A 17,711-nucleotide genomic window follows, 5' to 3' on the forward strand; every position below is an offset into this window, starting at 1 on the left:
GCGCACCATGCTCTGGCCTGGATTTGAATTGCGGGTGGCACTGCGCTTCCTGCGCGAGGGGCGGATGCAGACTGTGCTCATCATCGTCGGCGTGGCCGCCGGCGTGGCGGTGATTGCCTATATCTCAGCACTGATTTCCGGCCTGCAAAACAGCACCCTGACCAAAACCCTGGGCGCGCAGGCACACATCAGTGTGCGCGCGCCCGACGACGTGGTCACGCCCGCTGCCGCGCCCGTGCCCGGCAGCAGCGTGCTGACAGAAACGCAGCCACGCGCGCAGCGTCCACGCTCGGTCGCCAATTGGCAGGCGCTGTTGCCGCTTCTGGAAAAAACGCCCAACGTGGCTGGCGTCTCGCCCATGGTCTCGGGTGCCGGCCTGGCGCTGCGCGGCGAGGCGGTGCTGTCGATTGCGCTGATGGGCGTCGACTTGGAGCGCTACGACCGGATGATTGGCCTGCGCTCCAAGGTGGTCAGTGGCAGTGCGCGACTGGAGCCCGGCGAGGCCATCGTCGGACGTGAACTGGCGCAGGACCTGGGCGTGCGCGTGGGCGATCGCCTCACCGTGCAGACCAGCACGTCGAGCGAATCGCTGCGCGTCACGGCGCTGGTGGATCTGGGCGTGCGCGACCTGAACCGGCGCACCGTCATCGTGCCGCTGCGTGCAGCGCAAAACCTGCTGGCGCTGCCCGGTGGCGCCACTGGGCTGGATTTGACACTGCACGACGTGTGGGCGGCGCAAAGCCTGGCCGAAGCGCTGCGCGCGCAGTTTCCCTACAAGATCGAAAGCTGGCAGGAGAGCAACGCGCAACTCGTCTCGGCGCTCAATGCGCAATCGGTGAGCACCGGCATCATCCGCGGCGTCGTTCTTGCCGTCGTGGTGCTGGGCATCGCCAGCGTGCTGGTGGTGTCTGTCGTGCAAAAGCGCCGCGAAATCGGCATCCTGCGCGCCATGGGCGCCACGCGCGGCCAGGTGCTGCGGCTGTTTTTGGTGCAGGGCGCGGTGGTGGGCGCGCTGGGCTCGCTGCTCGGCCTGCTTCTGGCCGTGGTGCTGATCTGGGTATTTAGCAACTTTGTGCGTGGCTCGGACGGTCTGCCTCTGTTCAATATTTCCCTGCCGCTGGCTACCGCGCTGCGCGTGGCCTTGGTGGCTACGGTGTGCGGCGTGATTGCGGCCATTGCCCCGGCCCGAAGCGCGGCGCGGCTGGACCCGGCGCAGGCGATCCGCATCTGACAATGGCTGCGCCTCCCGCACGCGAAGCGCTGATCGCGCTGACCGACATCAAGAAGAGCTACAACGTCGGCCGCCCTAGCGAAGCCGAGATCTTGCACGGCCTTGATCTGCGGGTGGAGGTTGGGGAATTCATCGCACTGATGGGCCCGTCGGGTTCGGGCAAGAGCACGCTGCTCAACCTTCTGGGCCTGCTGGAGCGGGCGACTGCAGGCAAGTACCGATTGCAGGGCGAGGCGGTGCAGGATCTGGACGACGCCGCGCTCACCATGCGCAGGCGCCATATCCTGGGTTTCGTCTTTCAGTTTCACCACCTGCTGCCGGCGTTCTCGGCGCTTGAGAACGTGACGCTTCCAGCCCTCATGGACGAGGGGCGCGTCAGCAGTGTGCAGCGCGAGCGCGCCCGAAGTTTGCTGGACGCCGTGGGTTTGGCGAGCGCCATGGACAAGCGCCCTGGCGAACTCTCAGGCGGTATGCAGCAGCGCGTGGCCATCGCCCGCGCCCTGGTGCTGAACCCGCCGCTGGTCTTGGCCGATGAGCCCACCGGCAACCTCGATACTGCATCGTCCGCCGAGGTGTTTGCGCTGCTGCGCCGCATCCATGTCGAGCGCGGCACCAGTTTTATCGTCGTCACACACGACCCGAGGCTGGCAGCGCGTTGCGACCGGCTGGTGGAACTGGTCGATGGACAGATCGCCCGCGATGAAGCCATTGCCGACGGTGCGGAGCCGGTGCCCAGCGTATTGCCTGTCTCACGACCCTAGTGTCATGAGCTGGAGCTTCGTTTCAGAAAGCTGCCGAAAATCGTCGCCATGCCGCGTTGCACATCCGCGCGATAGCACCGGCTACCGCTGTGGTGTGCGCCTTGCCTGACGACGATCTCGACAGCTTTCACTTTTTTTCAACCTGCTTCCAACCCACGACGCTAGAGGGCTGTTGAGTCCTATGGCTCTGTCCTGCGAACGCTATCCTCACTTCTTCTTTGGAGAAATCTGGAACTGGCCACTGAAAGCGCGGCTATCCCCGGCGTTGCTACCAAACTGGCCGTCAAACATGCCTTCGATGGCAGACAGTTTTTTTCCTTCCATGGTGACCGACTTGATGGTGAGGGTGCCTGACTTCGACGTGTAGTCGCCGGCCAGGCCTGCTTCTTTGGCCTCGCCAATCACAACGGTGCCGCTTTGCGGACCTTGGCCTTCCGGACCCATTTGATAGGTTCCCGGCTCGGCCTTGCCGGCCGCGATTTGCAGGCTGAGGGTGCCGAAACTTCCCATGGCCTGCTTCCTCTTTTCTGCTGGATCGGTCTCTTGGCTGGCTTTCTTGGCCTTGGCTTTGTCCACCCAGCCTCCCAAGATGCGCACGCTCAGTGGCTGGCTTGAGTAGCTGGGAAGAATGGCAGCGCTCGCAGTGGCATCGATCGCCAGACCATCGCCCTTGATGGTGAACCCCTCTCGGAGATTTTGGCCTTGCTGGACGTGATTTCGGGGGGCGATGTGGGGGCTGATTTGGCGTCGGAGGAGGGACCACACCCGGCCAGTGACACCGCCAAGCCTGCGACCACGAGTGGCAAGAACGAGCGCGCGCAAAAAATGCAAAGGACGAAGGGAGAGAATTTCATGGCGCTGCTCCTGTTGCGCGAACGAATCACGCGAAGGCTGGATGGGAATAGGTCGAACGTCGTAGCACGGGACACCGTGGAGACCGAGAGGATCGTAGCAGTGCAATTTTTGCTATGAAAAATAGAGCTGATCGCGTTTAAAAATAGAGCCCTGGAGGCCGGTATGAAGGCAAGTTTTGCAAAGCCTCGTTGGCCGCAACCCACTGCCAGCAGAAGCGCCGGACAGGGAGAGGCTTGAGCACCGTGAAGGGCGTGGCATAGCCCGGCAAGTCAGAGGCTGCTCTGAATGAGAGGAAGCTTCGGAGTGCGGAGTGCGGAGTGCGATCAGCGTCCGGTCGAAAGCAGATCAACCCGACTGGAGCAGCGTCGGGTGCTCCGGCGTGTTGGCGTGGAACACCCGTCCCATTCGAATCGCACTGGCAAGCCGCACCGAGAACCCATTGCCACAGCTCGAACTGGCCGTGACGCCGATCTCCTTGGACATGGGGGTGCCGGCACATCAGCAACGATGGGCAAGGCGTCCATCGGCATCTGTTGGAACGCCTCTTGGGTGGGTCGAATCTTCAAGAAGGCTGTCGGACGGTGCTGCCTTCGAGCCTGCGGTAAATCGTCTGTCGGCTGATACCCAGCTGCCGCGCCGCCTGGGTGACGTTGCCACGCGTGCTTTGCAATGCTTGCTGGATGGCCGCGTGCGACAACTCCTGAAGATTGAGTGTGGCTTGCCGGCCTGCTACAGGGTTTGCGGGGAACGGTGCAGACGTCGGGTTTTGCGAAGGAAACGACAGGGCCGCGATCAGGTCATCGGGCATGTGGGTCCAGTCCAGCGTGTCTTCGTCATCGTTCAACATGGCGCAGGCAGTGCGCAGCACGCTGGCGACTTGGCGCAAGTTCCCGGGCCAGGCGTATCCCGCCAGCTGCCCATACAGCTCGGGCGCCAATTGCAGTGGGCGCTCCGGGTGCAGGTCTTGCAGCAGGCGCTGGGTCAGCGCCGCGAAGTCGCTGCGCTCACGCAGTGCTGGCAACTGCAGTGTCAGGCCATTGATGCGGTAGTACAGGTCTTGGCGGAACCGTCCTTGCGCAGCGGCTTCCAGTAGCTGGCAGTGCGTAGCGCAGACCAGGGCAAAGTCCACTGAGACCGCCGTGCCTGACCCGACCGGGGTAACACTGCGCTCTTGCAGTACGCGAAGCAAACGCGTTTGCATGGGCAGCGGCATATCGCCGATTTCATCGAGAAACAGCGTTCCGCCATCAGCTTCGCGCAGGCGCCCGAGGCTGCCCTCCTTGCGTGCGCCGGTAAAAGCCCCTGCTACATAGCCAAATAGCTCGGCTTCGATCAGGGTTTCGGGGATGGCGCCGCAGTTGATGGCCACAAAAGGTGCGCCGCGCCGGGGCCCGCTGGCGTGCATGGCGCGAGCAAAGACTTCCTTTCCGACACCACACTCGCCCTGAATCAGCACCGCAATCGGTTTGCCCAGCACGCGGCGGGCTTTGTCGGCAGCAGCGCGCGAGCGTGCATCGCCGGTATCCAGGCGCGCCAGGGCATCGTCGGCAGCCGGGACGGCGCCAGCGCGTGCGCCTACCACCCCTGCGGGGCTGGGCCATGCAGCCGCATCCACTTGCACTTGTGCAAACAGCACGGCGCCGTTGTGCAGGCGCAGCATCTGCGTTTGCAGGGGGCGGCGCTGGTGCTGCGTGAGGAGCTGCTCCAGGCGGACGTCGAGCACATGTTCGAGCTGCGCCCCGCCAATGTCTCCGATCTGCAGGCCCAGTTGGGCAAGTGCGGCGCGGTTGGCGCCAATGATCCAGCCGTCGCTCGACACCGCGACGATGCCCTCGGCCATGCTACCAATGCCTTCGGGTTGCGGGTGCAGATGCAGGCGGATGTCGCGCTTGCAGGCGGCTGTGATCAAGCGGTTCTCGATCATGCGGGCTGCCGTGCTGACCAGGCCCAGCGTGTGCGCGTGGCCGCTTCGGTGGTCGCTGGAGATATCCAGAATGCCCAACATCTCGCCCGTGGCCGACACAATGGGCGAGGCGGCGCAGGTGAGGAAGCCGTTGCGCTCCAGGAAATGCTCCGAGCCATGGATCTGCACGGCGCAGCCCTCGACCAGCGCCGTGCCAATGGCGTTGGTGCCGCGATGCTCTTCGTGCCAGGACGCACCGCACGACAGGGCTACGCGCGCCGCCTTGTCGGCAAAGTGTGCGTCGCCGAGGGTGTGCATCAGCATGCCGCGGGGGTCGGCGAGCACCACCACGCTCTGGCTGTGGCGCACCTGATCAAACACGTATTCCATGATGGGGCGCGAATGCGCCAGCAGCGTATGGCTGGCGCTCAGGGCGTGGCGCAGGCTGCCACTGCTGACGGGGTCCGGTGCCCGTACGCGCGCATTCGGGGCGAGTCCCGCAGCCATGCTGCGCGACCACGAACGCGCGAGCCGCTCATTGACCAGGCCACTGGGGCATTGGCCAAATTCAAGCAGATGCTGCCTGGCCTGTCGCAAGGCCAGGGGGGCGGAATTCGATGGCACGAAAGGTCTCCTTCGCCGAGGGCTGATTTGCCCGGTTTTTGACCCAGTATGGGCGGGCGTGCAAGGGTGCGCAAGGGATGGACGCAGCAGAACGGTGCAAGTGATCCATTTCGTGACAGTTGTCGCAGGAGGGAGCGTTGCAGCGGACGGAGTTCCTTCCGAAGCGCTCGCCATGGATTGAAAGAATCAAACAAATCAATGACATAAGCGAGCTAGCGGCCTGGCACGGTTTGTGAATGGTTGCTGCCGTCTGGCTGTCCAAGTGGGGTGGCTGGATCGACATTCCACCTGGAGACAAAAACATGACCGTTTACGCAGCCCCCGGCGCCGCTGGCGCCAAAATCGCCTACCAACCCCAGTACAACAACTTCATCGGCGGCAAGTTTGTCGCTCCCGTCAAAGGCCAGTACTTTGACGTGGTGACGCCCATCAGCGGCAAGGTCTATACGCAGGTGGCCCGCTCCACCGCCGAAGACATTGAATTGGCCCTTGACGCCGCCCACGCCGCCGCCGATGCCTGGGGCAAGACCGATGCCGCCACGCGCGGCAACATGTTGCTGAAGATCGCCGACCGAATCGAGCAGAACCTGGAGCTGCTGGCCTACGCCGAAACCGTGGACAACGGCAAGGCCATCCGCGAGACGCTGAACGCCGACATTCCGCTCGCCGTGGATCACTTCCGCTACTTCGCCGGCTGCGTGCGGGCGCAAGAAGGCGCATTGAGCAACATCGACGAGAACACCGTGGCGTACCACATCCAGGAACCTCTGGGCGTGGTGGGCCAGATCATTCCCTGGAACTTCCCCATTTTGATGGCCGCCTGGAAACTGGCGCCGGCCATTGGTGCGGGCAATTGCGTGGTGCTCAAACCGGCGGAAAGCACACCCGTGTCTATCCTCATCCTGGCCGAGCTGATTGCCGACATCCTCCCGCCCGGCGTGCTCAACATCGTGAACGGCTATGGCCGCGAAGCCGGCATGCCGCTGGCCACCAGCAAGCGAATTGCCAAAATTGCCTTTACTGGATCCACCACCACGGGCCGCGTGATTGCGCAGGCCGCCGCCAACAACCTGATTCCCGCCACGCTGGAGCTGGGTGGCAAGTCGCCCAACGTCTTCTTTGCCGACATCATGGACAAGGACGATGCGTTTCTGGATAAAGCCGTGGAAGGCCTGGTGCTGTTCGCCTTCAACCAGGGCGAGGTCTGCACCTGCCCATCGCGCGCGCTGATTCAGGAAAGCATCTACGACAAGTTCATGGAGCGTGTCTTGAAGCGCGTCGCCGCCATCAAGCACATGAACCCGCTGGACACGGACAGCATGATGGGTGCGCAGGCCAGCAAAGAGCAGCTCACCAAAATCCTCTCGTATCTCGACCTGGGCAAACAGGAAGGCGCCGAGGTGCTGGCCGGCGGTGGCCAGGCCCACTTGGGCGGCGACCTGGAAGGCGGCTACTACGTGCAGCCCACGCTGTTCAAGGGCCACAACAAGATGCGCATTTTCCAGGAAGAAATCTTCGGCCCCGTGCTGGCGGTGACCACCTTCAAGGACGAAGCGGAAGCCCTGGCGATTGCCAACGACACGCTCTACGGCCTGGGTGCCGGCGTATGGAGCCGCAACGGCAACGTGGCCTACCGCATGGGCCGCGCCATTAAGGCCGGGCGCGTGTGGACCAACTGCTACCACGCGTATCCGGCGCATGCGGCGTTTGGTGGCTACAAGGAATCGGGCATTGGGCGCGAGACGCACAAGATGATGCTGGACCACTACCAGCAGACCAAGAACTTGTTGGTTTCTTATTCGGAAAACAAGCTGGGGTTCTTCTAAAGCCTGTAGCGCCGAGCCGCGCAGTCATCGGCTGTCCTTCCCCCTCATGCTGGAATACCAGAAATCGGGAGGATGGCCAACCGACCACTACGCTCCGATGGATGGCCGCCCGACGGGGCAGCCACGTGGACGGCTGCAGTTCGGCGCGATGGCTGGACCGGGAAGACGCCGATTTTTGGTACTCCAGCATGAGGCGGTGCCCTTGTCCGGCCACCGCGCTGCAAGCACCCTTATCGCAACAGCAGTCGTCTTTGAAAAAGGAGACACGCCATGGTCGACAAAGTTGTAGCCACCCCCGCCGCACTGGAACTGGTGGCCTTCCTCAAAACCCAACACGGGCCGGACCTCATGTTCCACCAGTCAGGCGGCTGCTGCGACAACAGCGCGGCCAATTGCTTCCTGCCCGGTGAGATCACCATGGGCGCGGGCGATGTGTACCTGGGCGATATTGGCGGCTGCCCGTTTTACATCGGCCGCGCGCAGTACGAAACCTGGAAGCATACCCAGCTCATCCTTGACGTGATCGAGGGCCATGGCGGCAGTTTTTCGCTCGAAGGGCCGGAGGGCAAGGCTTTCCACACGCGCTCGCGGGTGTTCAGCGATGAAGAGCTGCAGGCGCTGGGCATCGTCAGGAATTACTCCTGAATCAATAGCTATCAGCAGTTATGCAGTAAGCGCTTAAGCCGATTTTTATATAGATTTTCACAAACAATCCATGGAGTGAAGGCTCCATGCCGTACTCGGCTTCAGTGCGACGGGCGCTTCGAGCGCGTGATCATGTTCCACACGTTGTAGCTGCCCACGGGTTTTCTCATGGGCAGGCGCTTGATCTCTTTGAGCGTCTCGGTGTCAAAGGCAATCAGTGCACCGTCCATGTCCGCTGCGCTCACCAGCGCGTAGCGCCCGTCCTTGGTGAACGCGGTCTGCGCCAGGGTGTGGCCGGGTTTGCGCAAAGTGGCCACCGGCTCCAGTGTCTTCTTGTCGATCAGCGTCAGTGAGTCCTTGGACTTGGGGTCGATCACCGAGTCCGCCCAGGCGAAGGGCGTGTTTTCGTGGCTGCGGATGAAAAAACCGGGGCCCGGCGTGGGAATGGCTTTGACGACTTTCCAGGTCTTCATGTCGATCACGTCAATGGCCCCGTCCTGCAGGTTCTGGCTGGCGAGCACGGTGGTGCCGTGGTGCGCGAAGCGGATGCCCGAGCCTGGCTGCGGCATGCCGGCCATCGGCAGTTCGGCAATCTTGCGGCGCACGTCCAGGTTCACCACCTGAACCGTGGTTGATACGGCGGGCGCGCCATCTCTTGGCCGTTTGGCGCCCAGCAGGTTGCGGTAGCTTGGGTCGAAGGCGAAGCTTTCCAGCGGCTCATCCAGCGGCGCGCGGCGCGGGTTCAGGAATCCGGGCTTGGCGATGGCTTCGCCCATTTTGTAGTCGTGCACCAGACCGTCGAAGATGGGTTCGGCCTTCTCGTCGTAGGACACTTCCCAGAGCTCGGACAGGTCCTTGAACGCCACGACAAAGCTCTTGCGCGGCGCAGCGTCGTATACGGCGGAGACGCGCGAAGTCTGTCTGCCGTCGAGCGTAGCCGCGTCGATGTGCTTGACGAACTGCAGGTCGCCATCCAGCAGCACCACATTCCTGGGCCGGGAGTTGGCTACCATCAGGTAGCGGCCGTCGGCGCTCAGCGCCAGGTTGCCCATTTCGAGACCAGCGCGCGCCTCGGCCACGATCGTGAGATTCCATAGATCGTATTGGGTGATCCAGCCGTCGCCCGTGCCGAAATAGACAAACCGTCCGTCGGGCGTGAACGCCGGCTCGCCCTGCAAGGCGCCGCGATCAGGAAAGCGGTGAAGCACTTCGAAGCGATCGCCATCGAGCAAGGAAACGTGGTCGTCGCCCGCTTCGACCACCACGAAAAGGTTCATGGGGTCGGCCTGCCACCGGGGCTTGGCCGGAAGACTCTTCGCTCCGGGCGTCTCGACGCGCGAAGCGCGGATGTCGGCGTCGCTCCAGGTGGTGCCTGACCGCGGTTCCGCCGAGCCCGAATCCATAGCGGCTGGCCGGGAAGCCTGCGCCCAAGCCTGGCCCATACCAAGGGCGCTGAGGGCGAGCAACGTGCAGGAGAGCCCATGACGCAGGATTCGCTTCATGCGGTGCATGGCGACCACAAGCTTTGCTGGCTTGGGAACAAAGGGCTCGACATGCGCCAATAATCAAGGCGATCAAGGGATTCCCACTTGATGCTGGTCATGGGTGGCCACACCGGTTTTTTTATCAAGCGCAGCATGGATGCAGTAGAAGTGAAGATCAATGGTTTGCCTGACAGCGCCAACCCGCAAAACTGGGGCCACGTCACGCTCGTGGGCGCCGGCCCAGGGGATGCGGAATTGCTCACGCTCAAAGCGGCGCGGGTCCTTGCGAGTGCGCAACTGGTACTCTACGACCGCCTGGTGTCCGAGGCCGTGCTTGCCCACGTCGCACCCGGTGCCGAGCGTATTTTCGTCGGCAAGCAAAGCCGCAGCCACACTCTGCCCCAGGAAGACATCATCGAACTGATGGTGCGGCTGGCGCGCCAGGGGCGCTCGCTGGTGCGCCTCAAGGGGGGCGATCCCTTCATCTTCGGCCGCGGTGGCGAAGAGGCCGAGGGCCTGGCTGCGGCCGGCATCGCCTGCGAAACCATTCCGGGCATCAGCGCGGCGCAGGGCGCGGCCGCTGCCACGGGCATTCCACTCACGCACCGAGATCATGCTGGCATGCTGGTCTTTGCCACCGGACACCTGCAGGGGGCGCAGGAAGACCGCGTGGTGCAGCTCGATTGGGATGCGCTCGCGCGGCCCGGTCAGACGGTGGTGATTTACATGGGCGTGGGGACGCTGCCGATGGTGTGCGAGCAGCTTGTCGCCCACGGCCTGCCGGAGACGACACCGGCGGCGCTCGTCGAGCGCGCCACGCTGCCCGAGCAGCGCTGCATCGTCGCAACCGTGGCCACACTGCCGGCGCTGGGCGTGCTGCATGGCGTGAAGCCGCCCGCCGTGATCATCATTGGCGAGGCGGTCGGGCGCCAGGTCGTGCCGCCCGGCGGCGCCGGCAGGGTGTCATCGGATTTCTAAATCCACCGATGACTTTGTCGGCCCAGCTTCGCCAGTACACCAGTACGCCTGTACTGTCTGCGCTTGGCCTTCGCGTACGCGATGGATCGAGAAACCGAATCAGGGCCTGCGCTCTGAAGCCTGTGCGGGTTGGGCGGACGTGTCCCCGGCGACGCCCCAGTGGTGCGACGCCACATAGGCGAGCAAAAACTCCCTGAAGCTCTGCGCCGCCGGCGACAACGTAGCGGCGCTGCGCTGGTACACCAGAAACTTGCGCAGCACCTGGGGCTCGTGCAACGGGGCGAGCCGCAGCTGGTACAGACGCACCAGTGAGCTGGCATAGGGCAGGCACGCCGTGATCCCCAGACCGGCGCTGACCATGCTCAGCGCGGTGGTCATGAAAGTCACTTCGTTGCTGGGGTTCAGCGTGATCTCGCGCAAGGCCCCATGCAGGTCGAGCGACAGCCGCTCGGCAAACTGGCCCTGCAAGGCAATGAAAGGGTGGGCAATGGCGTCGCTCCAGCAGATGCGTGGCAGATCGGCCAGCGGGTGGTCCTTCGGGAACACCACCATGAAGGGCATTTCAAACAAGGTCTCACCCGCCATGTCGCTGCCCATGCCGCGCTCGGGGCCGATACCAAAATCGGCTTCCCCCGCAGCGACGCGCGCGAGCACGCCATCGACCGCGCAGTCCGACAGGCGCACCTGCACGCCGGGGTGCTCGCGCCGGTAGGCGGCAATCACCTCGGGCATCAGCGTGCACGCCATGAGCTGCGGCGCAGCCACGCGTACCACGCCGCGCCGCAGGGCCTTGAGGTCGTCAATGCCGCCCAGTACGCCGTCCAGGTCCTGCAGGATTTTGTCGATCAAGGGCACAAAGCCCCGGCCCGCTTCCGTCAGGCCGATGCTGCGCGTGCTGCGCTCGACCAGGCGCACGCCCAGGCTTTGCTCCAGTTCCTTGATCAGGCTGCTGAGCGCCGATTGCGTCACGTGCAGGGAGACTGCGGCCTGCGTAAAGCTCCCGGTGCGCACCAGTGCCACCAGCGCGCGCAATTGCCGCAGGCTGACATTCATTAAATTTCCTTGTGAATGCAGAAAAATAAAGCGTTTGAATCATAGATCGAAGCAGTCTTTAATTCAATGCATCGCAAGGCGGTCCAAGCAGCCTGCGATCCGCCCCGCAGCGCGCAGTGTCCGTGTTGCCGCAGCGGCGGATTTTGGTTCAGGCACTGGTTCACCCGACTGGAGACAACGCATGAAGATCAAAAAATTTCACCATGTAGCCTATCGCTGCATCAACGCCAAGGAAACCGTGGAGTGGTACGGCAAGTACCTGAACATGGATTTCATCCTGGCGATTGCCGAAGACGAAGTGCCTTCCACCAAGGACCCCGATCCTTATATGCACATCTTCCTGGATGCGGGCAACGGCAACATCCTGGCCTTCTTTGAATTGCCCTCCAAGCCACCCATGGACCGCGACCGCAACACCCCGACGTGGACGCAGCACCTGGCCATGGAAGTGGGCAGCATGGAAGAGATGATGGAAGCCAAGGCGCGCATGGAAGCCGACGGCATCGAAGTGCTTGGTCCCACGGACCACACCATCTTCAAATCCATCTACTTCCGCGACCCCAGCGGCCACCGCCTCGAACTGGCTGTCAACACGGGCACGCCCGCGATGATGAAGCAACTCGACGACGTCAAATGGGACATGATCAACGAGTGGGATCGCACCAAGAAGGCACCCAAGCACGCTGCCTGGATGCACGACGGCAAGGGGTTTCCCGCCGCTTGAGCGCGCCTGCCAGCTGACAGGTCGTTAATCCAGCCCGCCGCGTGCGGGCTGCACCTAAGGGGAATCCATGGGAAATCGCTGGGGACGCGCCTGCGTGCGTGCGCTGGAGATCGTCATCGTCGCCTGCCTGGCGGTGATGGCGGTGCTGGTGTTTGGCAACGTGGTGCTGCGATACGCGTTCGATTCGGGCATTGCGGTGTCCGAAGAGCTCTCGCGCCTGCTCTTTGTCTGGCTGATTTTTCTGGGGGCCATCCTGGCGTCGGTGCAGCGCGCGCATATCGGGTTTGACGCGCTGGTCGAGCGCCTGCCGCTCGCGGGACGCAAGGTTCTGGTGGTGCTCACCGGTGGCCTCATGCTCTGGGCCTGCGGCATGTTCCTGGTGGGCGGCTGGAAGCAGACGGAAATCAACCTTGGCAACAGCTACCCGGTGCTGGGCATTTCTTATGGCTGGCTGTACGGCGTGGCGCTTGTGTTTGGCGGTGGCATGGCACTGGCCATTGCCAACAATATCTGGCGCGCCCTGCACGACTCCGAAGGGCCAGGGCTGACCAAAGATTTGGGCGACCGCATTCTGGAGAAGATGCCCGAGGTCTCGTCCGCTGAGAAGAAGGGGGATCCGCGGTGACCGCGTTCATCTTCCTGGCCGTGTTGCTGGCGCTGATTGCGCTGGGCATGCCGATTGCCTTCGCGCTGCTGTTCTCCGGCGTCGCCGTGATGTTCCAGATGGGGCAGTTCGACTCGCAAATCGTCGTGCAGAACGCCATTGGCGGGGCCGACAACTTCGTGCTCATGGCCGTGCCCTTCTTTATTCTGGCGGGCGAATTCATGAATGCGGGCGGGCTCTCGCGCCGCATTGTGGAAATGGCGGGCGCCTTTGTTGGCCACTTGCGCGGAGGCCTGGGCTACGTGGCGATTTTCGCCGCCATCTTGCTCGCCAGTCTCTCCGGCTCGGCGGTGGCGGATACCGCCGCGCTGGCGGCCATCCTGGTGCCCATGATGCGCCAGGCCGGCTACGACCCGGCGCGCGCCTGCGGGCTGATGGCGGCGGGCGGCATCATCGCGCCGGTCATTCCGCCGTCGATTGGTTTCCTGTTGTTCGGCGTGGTTGCCAACGTGTCCATCACCAAGCTGTTCCTGGCCGGCATCGCACCGGGCGTCATGATGGGCGGCGCGCTGGTGGTCGCCTGGTGGCTGGTGTCGCGCCGAACCAGCGCGCAGGTGTCGCCGCGCAAACCCTGGAGCGAGCGCCTCGCGCTGCTGGGCAAGGGCTTTTGGGCGCTGATGATGCCAGTCATCATCGTCGGCGGCCTGAAATTTGGCATCTTCACCCCCACCGAAGCGGCGGTGGTCGCAGCGGCGTACGCGATGTTTGTCGGCGCCGTGATTTACCGCGAACTGAGCTGGGCCTCCATCTACCGCTGCCTGCTGGTGACGGCGCGCACCACGGCCGTGGTGCTGCTGCTGGCCAGCCTGGCCATGGTGGCGTCTTACATGATCACGATTGCCGATGTGCCGGGCCAGGTGGGCGGCTGGCTCAGTGGCCTGGGCGAGCACCCGCTGGCACTGACCGCCGCGATGATGCTGGTGATTTTCCTCGCCGGCATGGTGCTGGACTTCATCCCCATCGTGCTGATCTTCACGCCGGTATTCCTGCCCATTGCGCAGCAGGCGGGCATCGACCCGGTGTACTTCGGCGTCATCTTCATCATCAACTGCTCGCTCGGCATGATCACGCCGCCCGTGGGTGTGGTGCTGAACGTGGTCAGTTCGATTGGCAAGGTGACGCTGGCCCAGGCGGCACGCGGGATCATGCCATTCCTGCTGGCCGAACTGGCGGTGCTGATTGCGCTGGTGCTGTGGCCCGCCTTGGTGATCGTGCCGGCCGGCTGGTGGCGCTAACGCCCGATTCTTACTTTTTCAACCCAGGAGACAAACCCATGAAAGCTCTTTCCAAACTGATGGCCCTGGCAATTGCCGGAAGCTTTGCGGTGGCGGCCCCGCTGACGGCCGTGGCCCAGGTGACAGCAAAATTTGCCGTCACCTTGCCCGAGAAATCGCACCAAGGCCAGGGCGTCGCCAAGTTCATCGAGCTGGTCGACGCCAAGAGCGGCGGCAAGATCAAGATCAAAGGCTTCTATGCCGGCGCGCTGGGCAACGACGTGCAGGTCACTTCGGCGCTGCAGGGCGGCACCATCGAATTCACCGTCCCGCAGACGACCACGCTGACCGGCATGGTCAAGGAATACGAAATCCTTGATTTCCCTTTCCTGTTCTCGACCACGCAGCAAGCCGAAAAAGTGCTGGACGGTCCGGTCGGCGACAAGCTGCTCGCCATGCTTCCCGAGAAGGGTCTCGTCGGCCTGGCCTACTGGGAAAACGGCTTCTTCAACGCCACCAACAGCAAGCACCCCATCGCCAAAGTGGAAGATTTTGAAGGCCTGAAATTCCGCTCGGTGCAAGCCAAGATTTCGCAGGAAACCATCAAGGCGCTGGGCGCCAATCCCGTACCTCTGGCCGTGCCTGAGCTCTACACCGCGCTGGAAACCCGCACCATTGATGGCCAAGGAACGCCCACTGCGGTGATCGCCGCGCTCAAGCTCAACGAAGTGCAGAAGTACCTCTCGCTGACCCGCCACAGCTACGGCGCCTTCCTGCCGCTGGTGTCCAAGAAATTCTGGGACAAGCTCTCGCCAGCGGACCAGAAAATCCTGAAGGACGCCGCCATCGAGGCGCGTTCGTTCCAGCGCGGTGTGGCGCGCGACCAGGCCAAATCTGCGCAAGCAGCGATGGCGGCCAAGGGCCTCATAGTCAACGACGTGACCGACGCCGAGCATGCCCGCATGCGCGAGAAGGTGCAGCCGGTATGGAAGATGTTCATCCCCAGCGTCGGTGAAGGCCTCTACAAGGAAGTCACCGACCAGATCGCCGCCAAATAAGGCACGACGCATTGGCACCCCTGCCCAGCGCGGGCGGGGTGCCTCTCCGGTGGCCGGCGCCTTTTGCGCCCGCCCGGTCTGTTTTTCTCAAGGATTTCCCCATGAAACTCGCCACCCTCAAGGCCGGCGGTCGGGACGGCACGCTCGTTGTCGTGCGCCGCGACCTCTCGCAATGCGTCGCCGTCCCGCAAATTGCCCGCACGCTGCAGGCCGCGCTGGACGACTGGGAGCGCTGCGCTCCACTTTTGCAAACTGTGTCGGACAGCCTCAACGCCGGTACCGCGCAGGGCGCAACGGCCTTTGATGCTGCGGCCTGCCATTCCCCCCTGCCCCGCGCCTACCAATGGGCCGACGGCTCGGCCTATCTGAACCACGTCGAACTGGTGCGCAAGGCGCGCGGCAGCGAGGTGCCGGCCTCGTTCTGGACCGACCCGCTGATGTACCAGGGCGGTTCGGACTCGTTTGTCGGCCCCCGCGACACGATTGACGCGATCAGCGAAGACTGGGGCATCGACCTTGAGGCGGAAGTGGCTGTGGTCACCGGCGACGTGGCCATGGGCTCGGGCGTGGAGCGTTGCGCCAAGGCGATTCGCCTGGTCATGCTGGTGAACGATGTGTCGCTGCGCAACCTGATTCCGGCCGAGCTGGCCAAGGGCTTCGGCTTCTTCCAGGCCAAACCAGCAAGCGCGTTTTCGCCGGTGGCGGTGACGCCCGACGAGCTCGGCGACGCCTGGCAGCAAGCCAAGCTCAAGGGCCAACTGCGCGTGCAGATCAACGGCAAGCCGTTTGGCGAGCCCGACGCGGGCGAGGACATGGCCTTCAGCTTTGCGCAGCTTATCGCGCATGCAGCCAAGACCCGCGCGCTCTGCGCCGGCTCCATCATTGGCTCGGGCACGGTGTCGAACAAGCAGGGCAGTCTGCATGGATCGAGCGTTGCCAACGGCGGCGTGGGCTACTGCTGCCTGGCCGAAGTGCGCATGTACGAAACCATCGAAGGCGGCAAGCCGACGACGGATTTCTTGCACTTTGGTGACTGCGTGCGCATCGAAATGCTGGGCGCCGGTGGCGAGAGCATCTTCGGCGCCATCGAGCAGACGGTGCGCCAGATCCAACCTGCCGGCTGATGGACAGAGGCGCCATGCTCACGCTCTACAGCTATTTCCGCAGTTCGGCGTCGTACCGCCTGCGCATTGCCCTGGCGCTCAAGGGCCTTGCGCACGAGACCGTGCCGGTGCACCTGCTCAAAGGCGGTGGCGAGCAACACCAAGCGGCTTACCGGGCGGTCAATCCTGCCGGCCTGGTGCCGGTGCTGCAGGACGGGGACACCGTGCTCACGCAGTCGCTCGCCATCATGGAATACCTCGACGAGGCCTACCCCGCCTCGCCCCTGCTGCCGTCGGGTGCGCTGGACCGTGCCCGGGTGCGTGCGCTCGCGCTCACCATCGCCTGCGACATCCACCCGCTGGGCAACCTGCGCGTGCTCAACTACGTCGGCGACACCTTGGGCGCGGGCGAGGAGGGCCGCAAGGTCTGGGCCAGCCACTGGATTGCGCTGGGCTTTGAGGCATTCGAGGAAGTGCTCAGCCGCCCCGGCGCGCCCACCGGCCAGTTTTGCCACGGCGACACCCCCGGCATGGCCGACTGCTGCCTGGTGCCGCAGGTGTTCAACGCACGCCGCTTTGGTTTGGACCTGGCGCCCTATCCCACGCTGAAACGCATCGCCGAACACTGCGAAGCGCTTGCGCCTTTTGTGGTGGCGCATCCGGCGAACCAGTTGGACGCGGCCTGACCCATTAAGGCTGCCCGCGCAGATGCCGCACCATGCCGTGCACGATGCAAAATTGCGCTGCGTAGTAGGTGGCGAGCACCCAGAACAGCGCCAGTGGCACCGGCTGGACAAAGCGGTCCACGGCCAGCACCGAGTCGCTCAGCATGAAAATGCAGGCCCCCAGCGCCACGGTGCGAGACGCTTCGGTTTGCAGCTGTGCGGCGCGGCCCAGCGCCTGCGCCGCCATCAAGGCAATCACCAGCACATACACAGCCACGGGGGCGCGCAGCTCGGCGGGCAGGCCACCCTGCCACAGCCAGGCGTACATGGCGGCGCCGATCCCTACGGTAACGAGCAGCGCGCCGCCGTGCGCCAACCAGCGAACGCGGCGCCCAAACAAGGCGATGTAGGCGAGGTGCGCCAGCAGAAAGCTGACCAGGCCGGGGATGAACAGGTCCTGCAGCATCAGGAACACGTCGCCCGCCAGCGAGGCCAGCAGCGCCGCCAGCAAAAACCCCCAAGATTTATAGGAAAATTGGCCTCTGGCGCTTGACTGGTAAGCGTTAGAAGCTACAAAAATAATAGCTATTGCCATGGCGGCGGGTTTGAACGCCAGGTGCCAGGCCCAGAGCCCTGTGGCGCCGCTGGCGGCCGCCAGTGCGCTGGCTTCAAGCATCCACAGTTCCAGGCTGGCAATGCGCCCGCGCCGCGCCGCCACCACCGCCAGGGCTGCAGCGCACAAGGCCATCAGCCAGACCAGCACATGCGTGCGCGTCAATGCGCCTGCCTGCCAGCTCAGTGCCCAGGTGGCCAGGCCAACCAGTACGGTGTGCAGCACGCCTTGCCAGAGCGGCAAGGCAGGCGCTAGGCTGGCGCTGGCGGCTGCGTCGGCCGGCGCGCGTGTCGGTGGGACGAGGGTCATG

The 17,711-nt window shown here is 63.9% G+C and carries 16 protein-coding genes and 1 pseudogene; 11 read left to right on the forward strand and 6 right to left on the reverse strand.

From position 1 onward, the window contains the following. Window positions 1-7 precede the first annotated feature (7 nt). Window positions 8-1,231, forward strand: a complete 1,224-nt coding sequence (locus tag C6571_RS09605) for an ABC transporter permease (protein ID WP_106446491.1) — start codon at window positions 8-10, stop codon at window positions 1,229-1,231. 2 nt (window positions 1,232-1,233) lie between these two features. Next, entirely contained in the window at window positions 1,234-1,992 is a 759-nt protein-coding gene (locus C6571_RS09610) for an ABC transporter ATP-binding protein (RefSeq protein ID WP_106446492.1), read from the forward strand. Window positions 1,993-2,199: 207 nt separating this feature from the next. On the opposite strand, the gene C6571_RS19500 is transcribed toward C6571_RS09610, so the two are convergent. From C6571_RS19500 to C6571_RS09625, 3 genes are all read right to left on the reverse strand, one after another. Further along, entirely contained in the window at window positions 2,200-2,952 is a 753-nt protein-coding gene (locus C6571_RS19500; protein ID WP_146139325.1) for a hypothetical protein, read from the reverse strand. Between the two features lie 240 nt (window positions 2,953-3,192). Beyond that, window positions 3,193-3,330: a hypothetical protein gene (locus C6571_RS19715; RefSeq protein ID WP_170094716.1), complete on the reverse strand. Its 138-nt coding sequence runs from the start codon at window positions 3,328-3,330 to the stop codon at window positions 3,193-3,195. A 79-nt stretch (window positions 3,331-3,409) separates the two neighbouring features. After that, complete coding sequence (locus C6571_RS09625; protein ID WP_106446495.1) at window positions 3,410-5,374, reverse strand: sigma-54-dependent Fis family transcriptional regulator; 1,965 nt, start codon at window positions 5,372-5,374, stop codon at window positions 3,410-3,412. 302 nt (window positions 5,375-5,676) lie between these two features. Between C6571_RS09625 and exaC the strand changes: the two genes are divergently transcribed. Together exaC and C6571_RS09635 are read left to right on the forward strand one after the other, a co-directional pair. Then, entirely contained in the window at window positions 5,677-7,200 is a 1,524-nt protein-coding gene (gene exaC / locus C6571_RS09630; RefSeq protein WP_106448150.1) for an acetaldehyde dehydrogenase ExaC, read from the forward strand. A gap of 270 nt (window positions 7,201-7,470) precedes the next feature. After that, the gene (locus C6571_RS09635) at window positions 7,471-7,845 is read left to right on the forward strand and encodes a DUF779 domain-containing protein (protein ID WP_106446496.1); all 375 of its coding nucleotides are present in this window, start codon (window positions 7,471-7,473) and stop codon (window positions 7,843-7,845) included. Window positions 7,846-7,946: 101 nt separating this feature from the next. On the opposite strand, the pseudogene C6571_RS09640 reads toward C6571_RS09635, so the two are convergent. Beyond that, a pseudogene (locus C6571_RS09640) lies at window positions 7,947-9,209 on the reverse strand (cytochrome D1 domain-containing protein); the annotation flags it as partial. Between the two features lie 273 nt (window positions 9,210-9,482). Here C6571_RS09640 and cobA point away from each other — a divergent pair. Beyond that, complete coding sequence (gene cobA, locus C6571_RS09645; RefSeq protein ID WP_106448152.1) at window positions 9,483-10,307, forward strand: uroporphyrinogen-III C-methyltransferase; 825 nt, start codon at window positions 9,483-9,485, stop codon at window positions 10,305-10,307. 99 nt (window positions 10,308-10,406) lie between these two features. Here cobA and C6571_RS09650 read toward each other — a convergent pair whose 3' ends face one another. Beyond that, window positions 10,407-11,360, reverse strand: a complete 954-nt coding sequence (locus tag C6571_RS09650; RefSeq protein WP_106446497.1) for a LysR family transcriptional regulator — start codon at window positions 11,358-11,360, stop codon at window positions 10,407-10,409. Between the two features lie 181 nt (window positions 11,361-11,541). Here C6571_RS09650 and C6571_RS09655 point away from each other — a divergent pair, with 181 nt between their 5' ends. From C6571_RS09655 to maiA, 6 genes are all read left to right on the forward strand, one after another. Further along, entirely contained in the window at window positions 11,542-12,084 is a 543-nt protein-coding gene (locus C6571_RS09655; RefSeq protein ID WP_106446498.1) for a VOC family protein, read from the forward strand. Between the two features lie 67 nt (window positions 12,085-12,151). Next, window positions 12,152-12,709, forward strand: coding sequence for a TRAP transporter small permease (locus C6571_RS09660; protein WP_106446499.1), 558 nt, complete (start codon window positions 12,152-12,154; stop codon window positions 12,707-12,709). Further along, window positions 12,706-13,983: a TRAP transporter large permease gene (locus C6571_RS09665; protein WP_106446500.1), complete on the forward strand. Its 1,278-nt coding sequence runs from the start codon at window positions 12,706-12,708 to the stop codon at window positions 13,981-13,983. The genes C6571_RS09660 and C6571_RS09665 overlap by 4 nt, the downstream gene beginning before the upstream one ends. 38 nt (window positions 13,984-14,021) lie before the next feature. After that, on the forward strand, window positions 14,022-15,020 hold the full coding sequence (locus C6571_RS09670) for a TRAP transporter substrate-binding protein (RefSeq protein ID WP_106446501.1): 999 nt from the start codon (window positions 14,022-14,024) through the stop codon (window positions 15,018-15,020). Window positions 15,021-15,121: 101 nt separating this feature from the next. Then, window positions 15,122-16,144: a fumarylacetoacetate hydrolase family protein gene (locus C6571_RS09675; protein ID WP_106446502.1), complete on the forward strand. Its 1,023-nt coding sequence runs from the start codon at window positions 15,122-15,124 to the stop codon at window positions 16,142-16,144. Window positions 16,145-16,158: 14 nt separating this feature from the next. After that, window positions 16,159-16,809 (forward strand): maleylacetoacetate isomerase, encoded by a 651-nt coding sequence (gene maiA / locus C6571_RS09680; protein WP_106448153.1) that lies wholly within the window; start codon window positions 16,159-16,161, stop codon window positions 16,807-16,809. A gap of 4 nt (window positions 16,810-16,813) precedes the next feature. Here maiA and C6571_RS09685 read toward each other — a convergent pair whose 3' ends face one another. Further along, window positions 16,814-17,710, reverse strand: a complete 897-nt coding sequence (locus tag C6571_RS09685; protein ID WP_245901243.1) for a lysoplasmalogenase — start codon at window positions 17,708-17,710, stop codon at window positions 16,814-16,816. Window position 17,711 lies beyond the last annotated feature (1 nt).

It is taken from the genome of Simplicispira suum (assembly GCF_003008595.1).
Lineage (GTDB): Bacteria > Pseudomonadota > Gammaproteobacteria > Burkholderiales > Burkholderiaceae_C > Simplicispira > Simplicispira suum.

What these genes read in the sequence shown, in the direction of transcription:
- C6571_RS09605 (WP_106446491.1), top strand. Translation starts at nt 8, where the DNA reads ATGCTCTGGCCTGGATTTGAATTGCGGGTGGCACTGCGCTTCCTGCGC.
- C6571_RS09610 (WP_106446492.1), top strand. Translation starts at nt 1,234, where the DNA reads ATGGCTGCGCCTCCCGCACGCGAAGCGCTGATCGCGCTGACCGACATC.
- C6571_RS19715 (WP_170094716.1), bottom strand. Translation starts at nt 3,330, where the DNA reads ATGTCCAAGGAGATCGGCGTCACGGCCAGTTCGAGCTGTGGCAATGGG.
- exaC (WP_106448150.1), top strand. Translation starts at nt 5,677, where the DNA reads ATGACCGTTTACGCAGCCCCCGGCGCCGCTGGCGCCAAAATCGCCTAC.
- C6571_RS09635 (WP_106446496.1), top strand. Translation starts at nt 7,471, where the DNA reads ATGGTCGACAAAGTTGTAGCCACCCCCGCCGCACTGGAACTGGTGGCC.
- cobA (WP_106448152.1), top strand. Translation starts at nt 9,483, where the DNA reads ATGGATGCAGTAGAAGTGAAGATCAATGGTTTGCCTGACAGCGCCAAC.
- C6571_RS09650 (WP_106446497.1), bottom strand. Translation starts at nt 11,360, where the DNA reads ATGAATGTCAGCCTGCGGCAATTGCGCGCGCTGGTGGCACTGGTGCGC.
- C6571_RS09655 (WP_106446498.1), top strand. Translation starts at nt 11,542, where the DNA reads ATGAAGATCAAAAAATTTCACCATGTAGCCTATCGCTGCATCAACGCC.
- C6571_RS09660 (WP_106446499.1), top strand. Translation starts at nt 12,152, where the DNA reads ATGGGAAATCGCTGGGGACGCGCCTGCGTGCGTGCGCTGGAGATCGTC.
- C6571_RS09670 (WP_106446501.1), top strand. Translation starts at nt 14,022, where the DNA reads ATGAAAGCTCTTTCCAAACTGATGGCCCTGGCAATTGCCGGAAGCTTT.
- C6571_RS09675 (WP_106446502.1), top strand. Translation starts at nt 15,122, where the DNA reads ATGAAACTCGCCACCCTCAAGGCCGGCGGTCGGGACGGCACGCTCGTT.
- maiA (WP_106448153.1), top strand. Translation starts at nt 16,159, where the DNA reads ATGCTCACGCTCTACAGCTATTTCCGCAGTTCGGCGTCGTACCGCCTG.
- C6571_RS09685 (WP_245901243.1), bottom strand. Translation starts at nt 17,710, where the DNA reads ATGACCCTCGTCCCACCGACACGCGCGCCGGCCGACGCAGCCGCCAGC.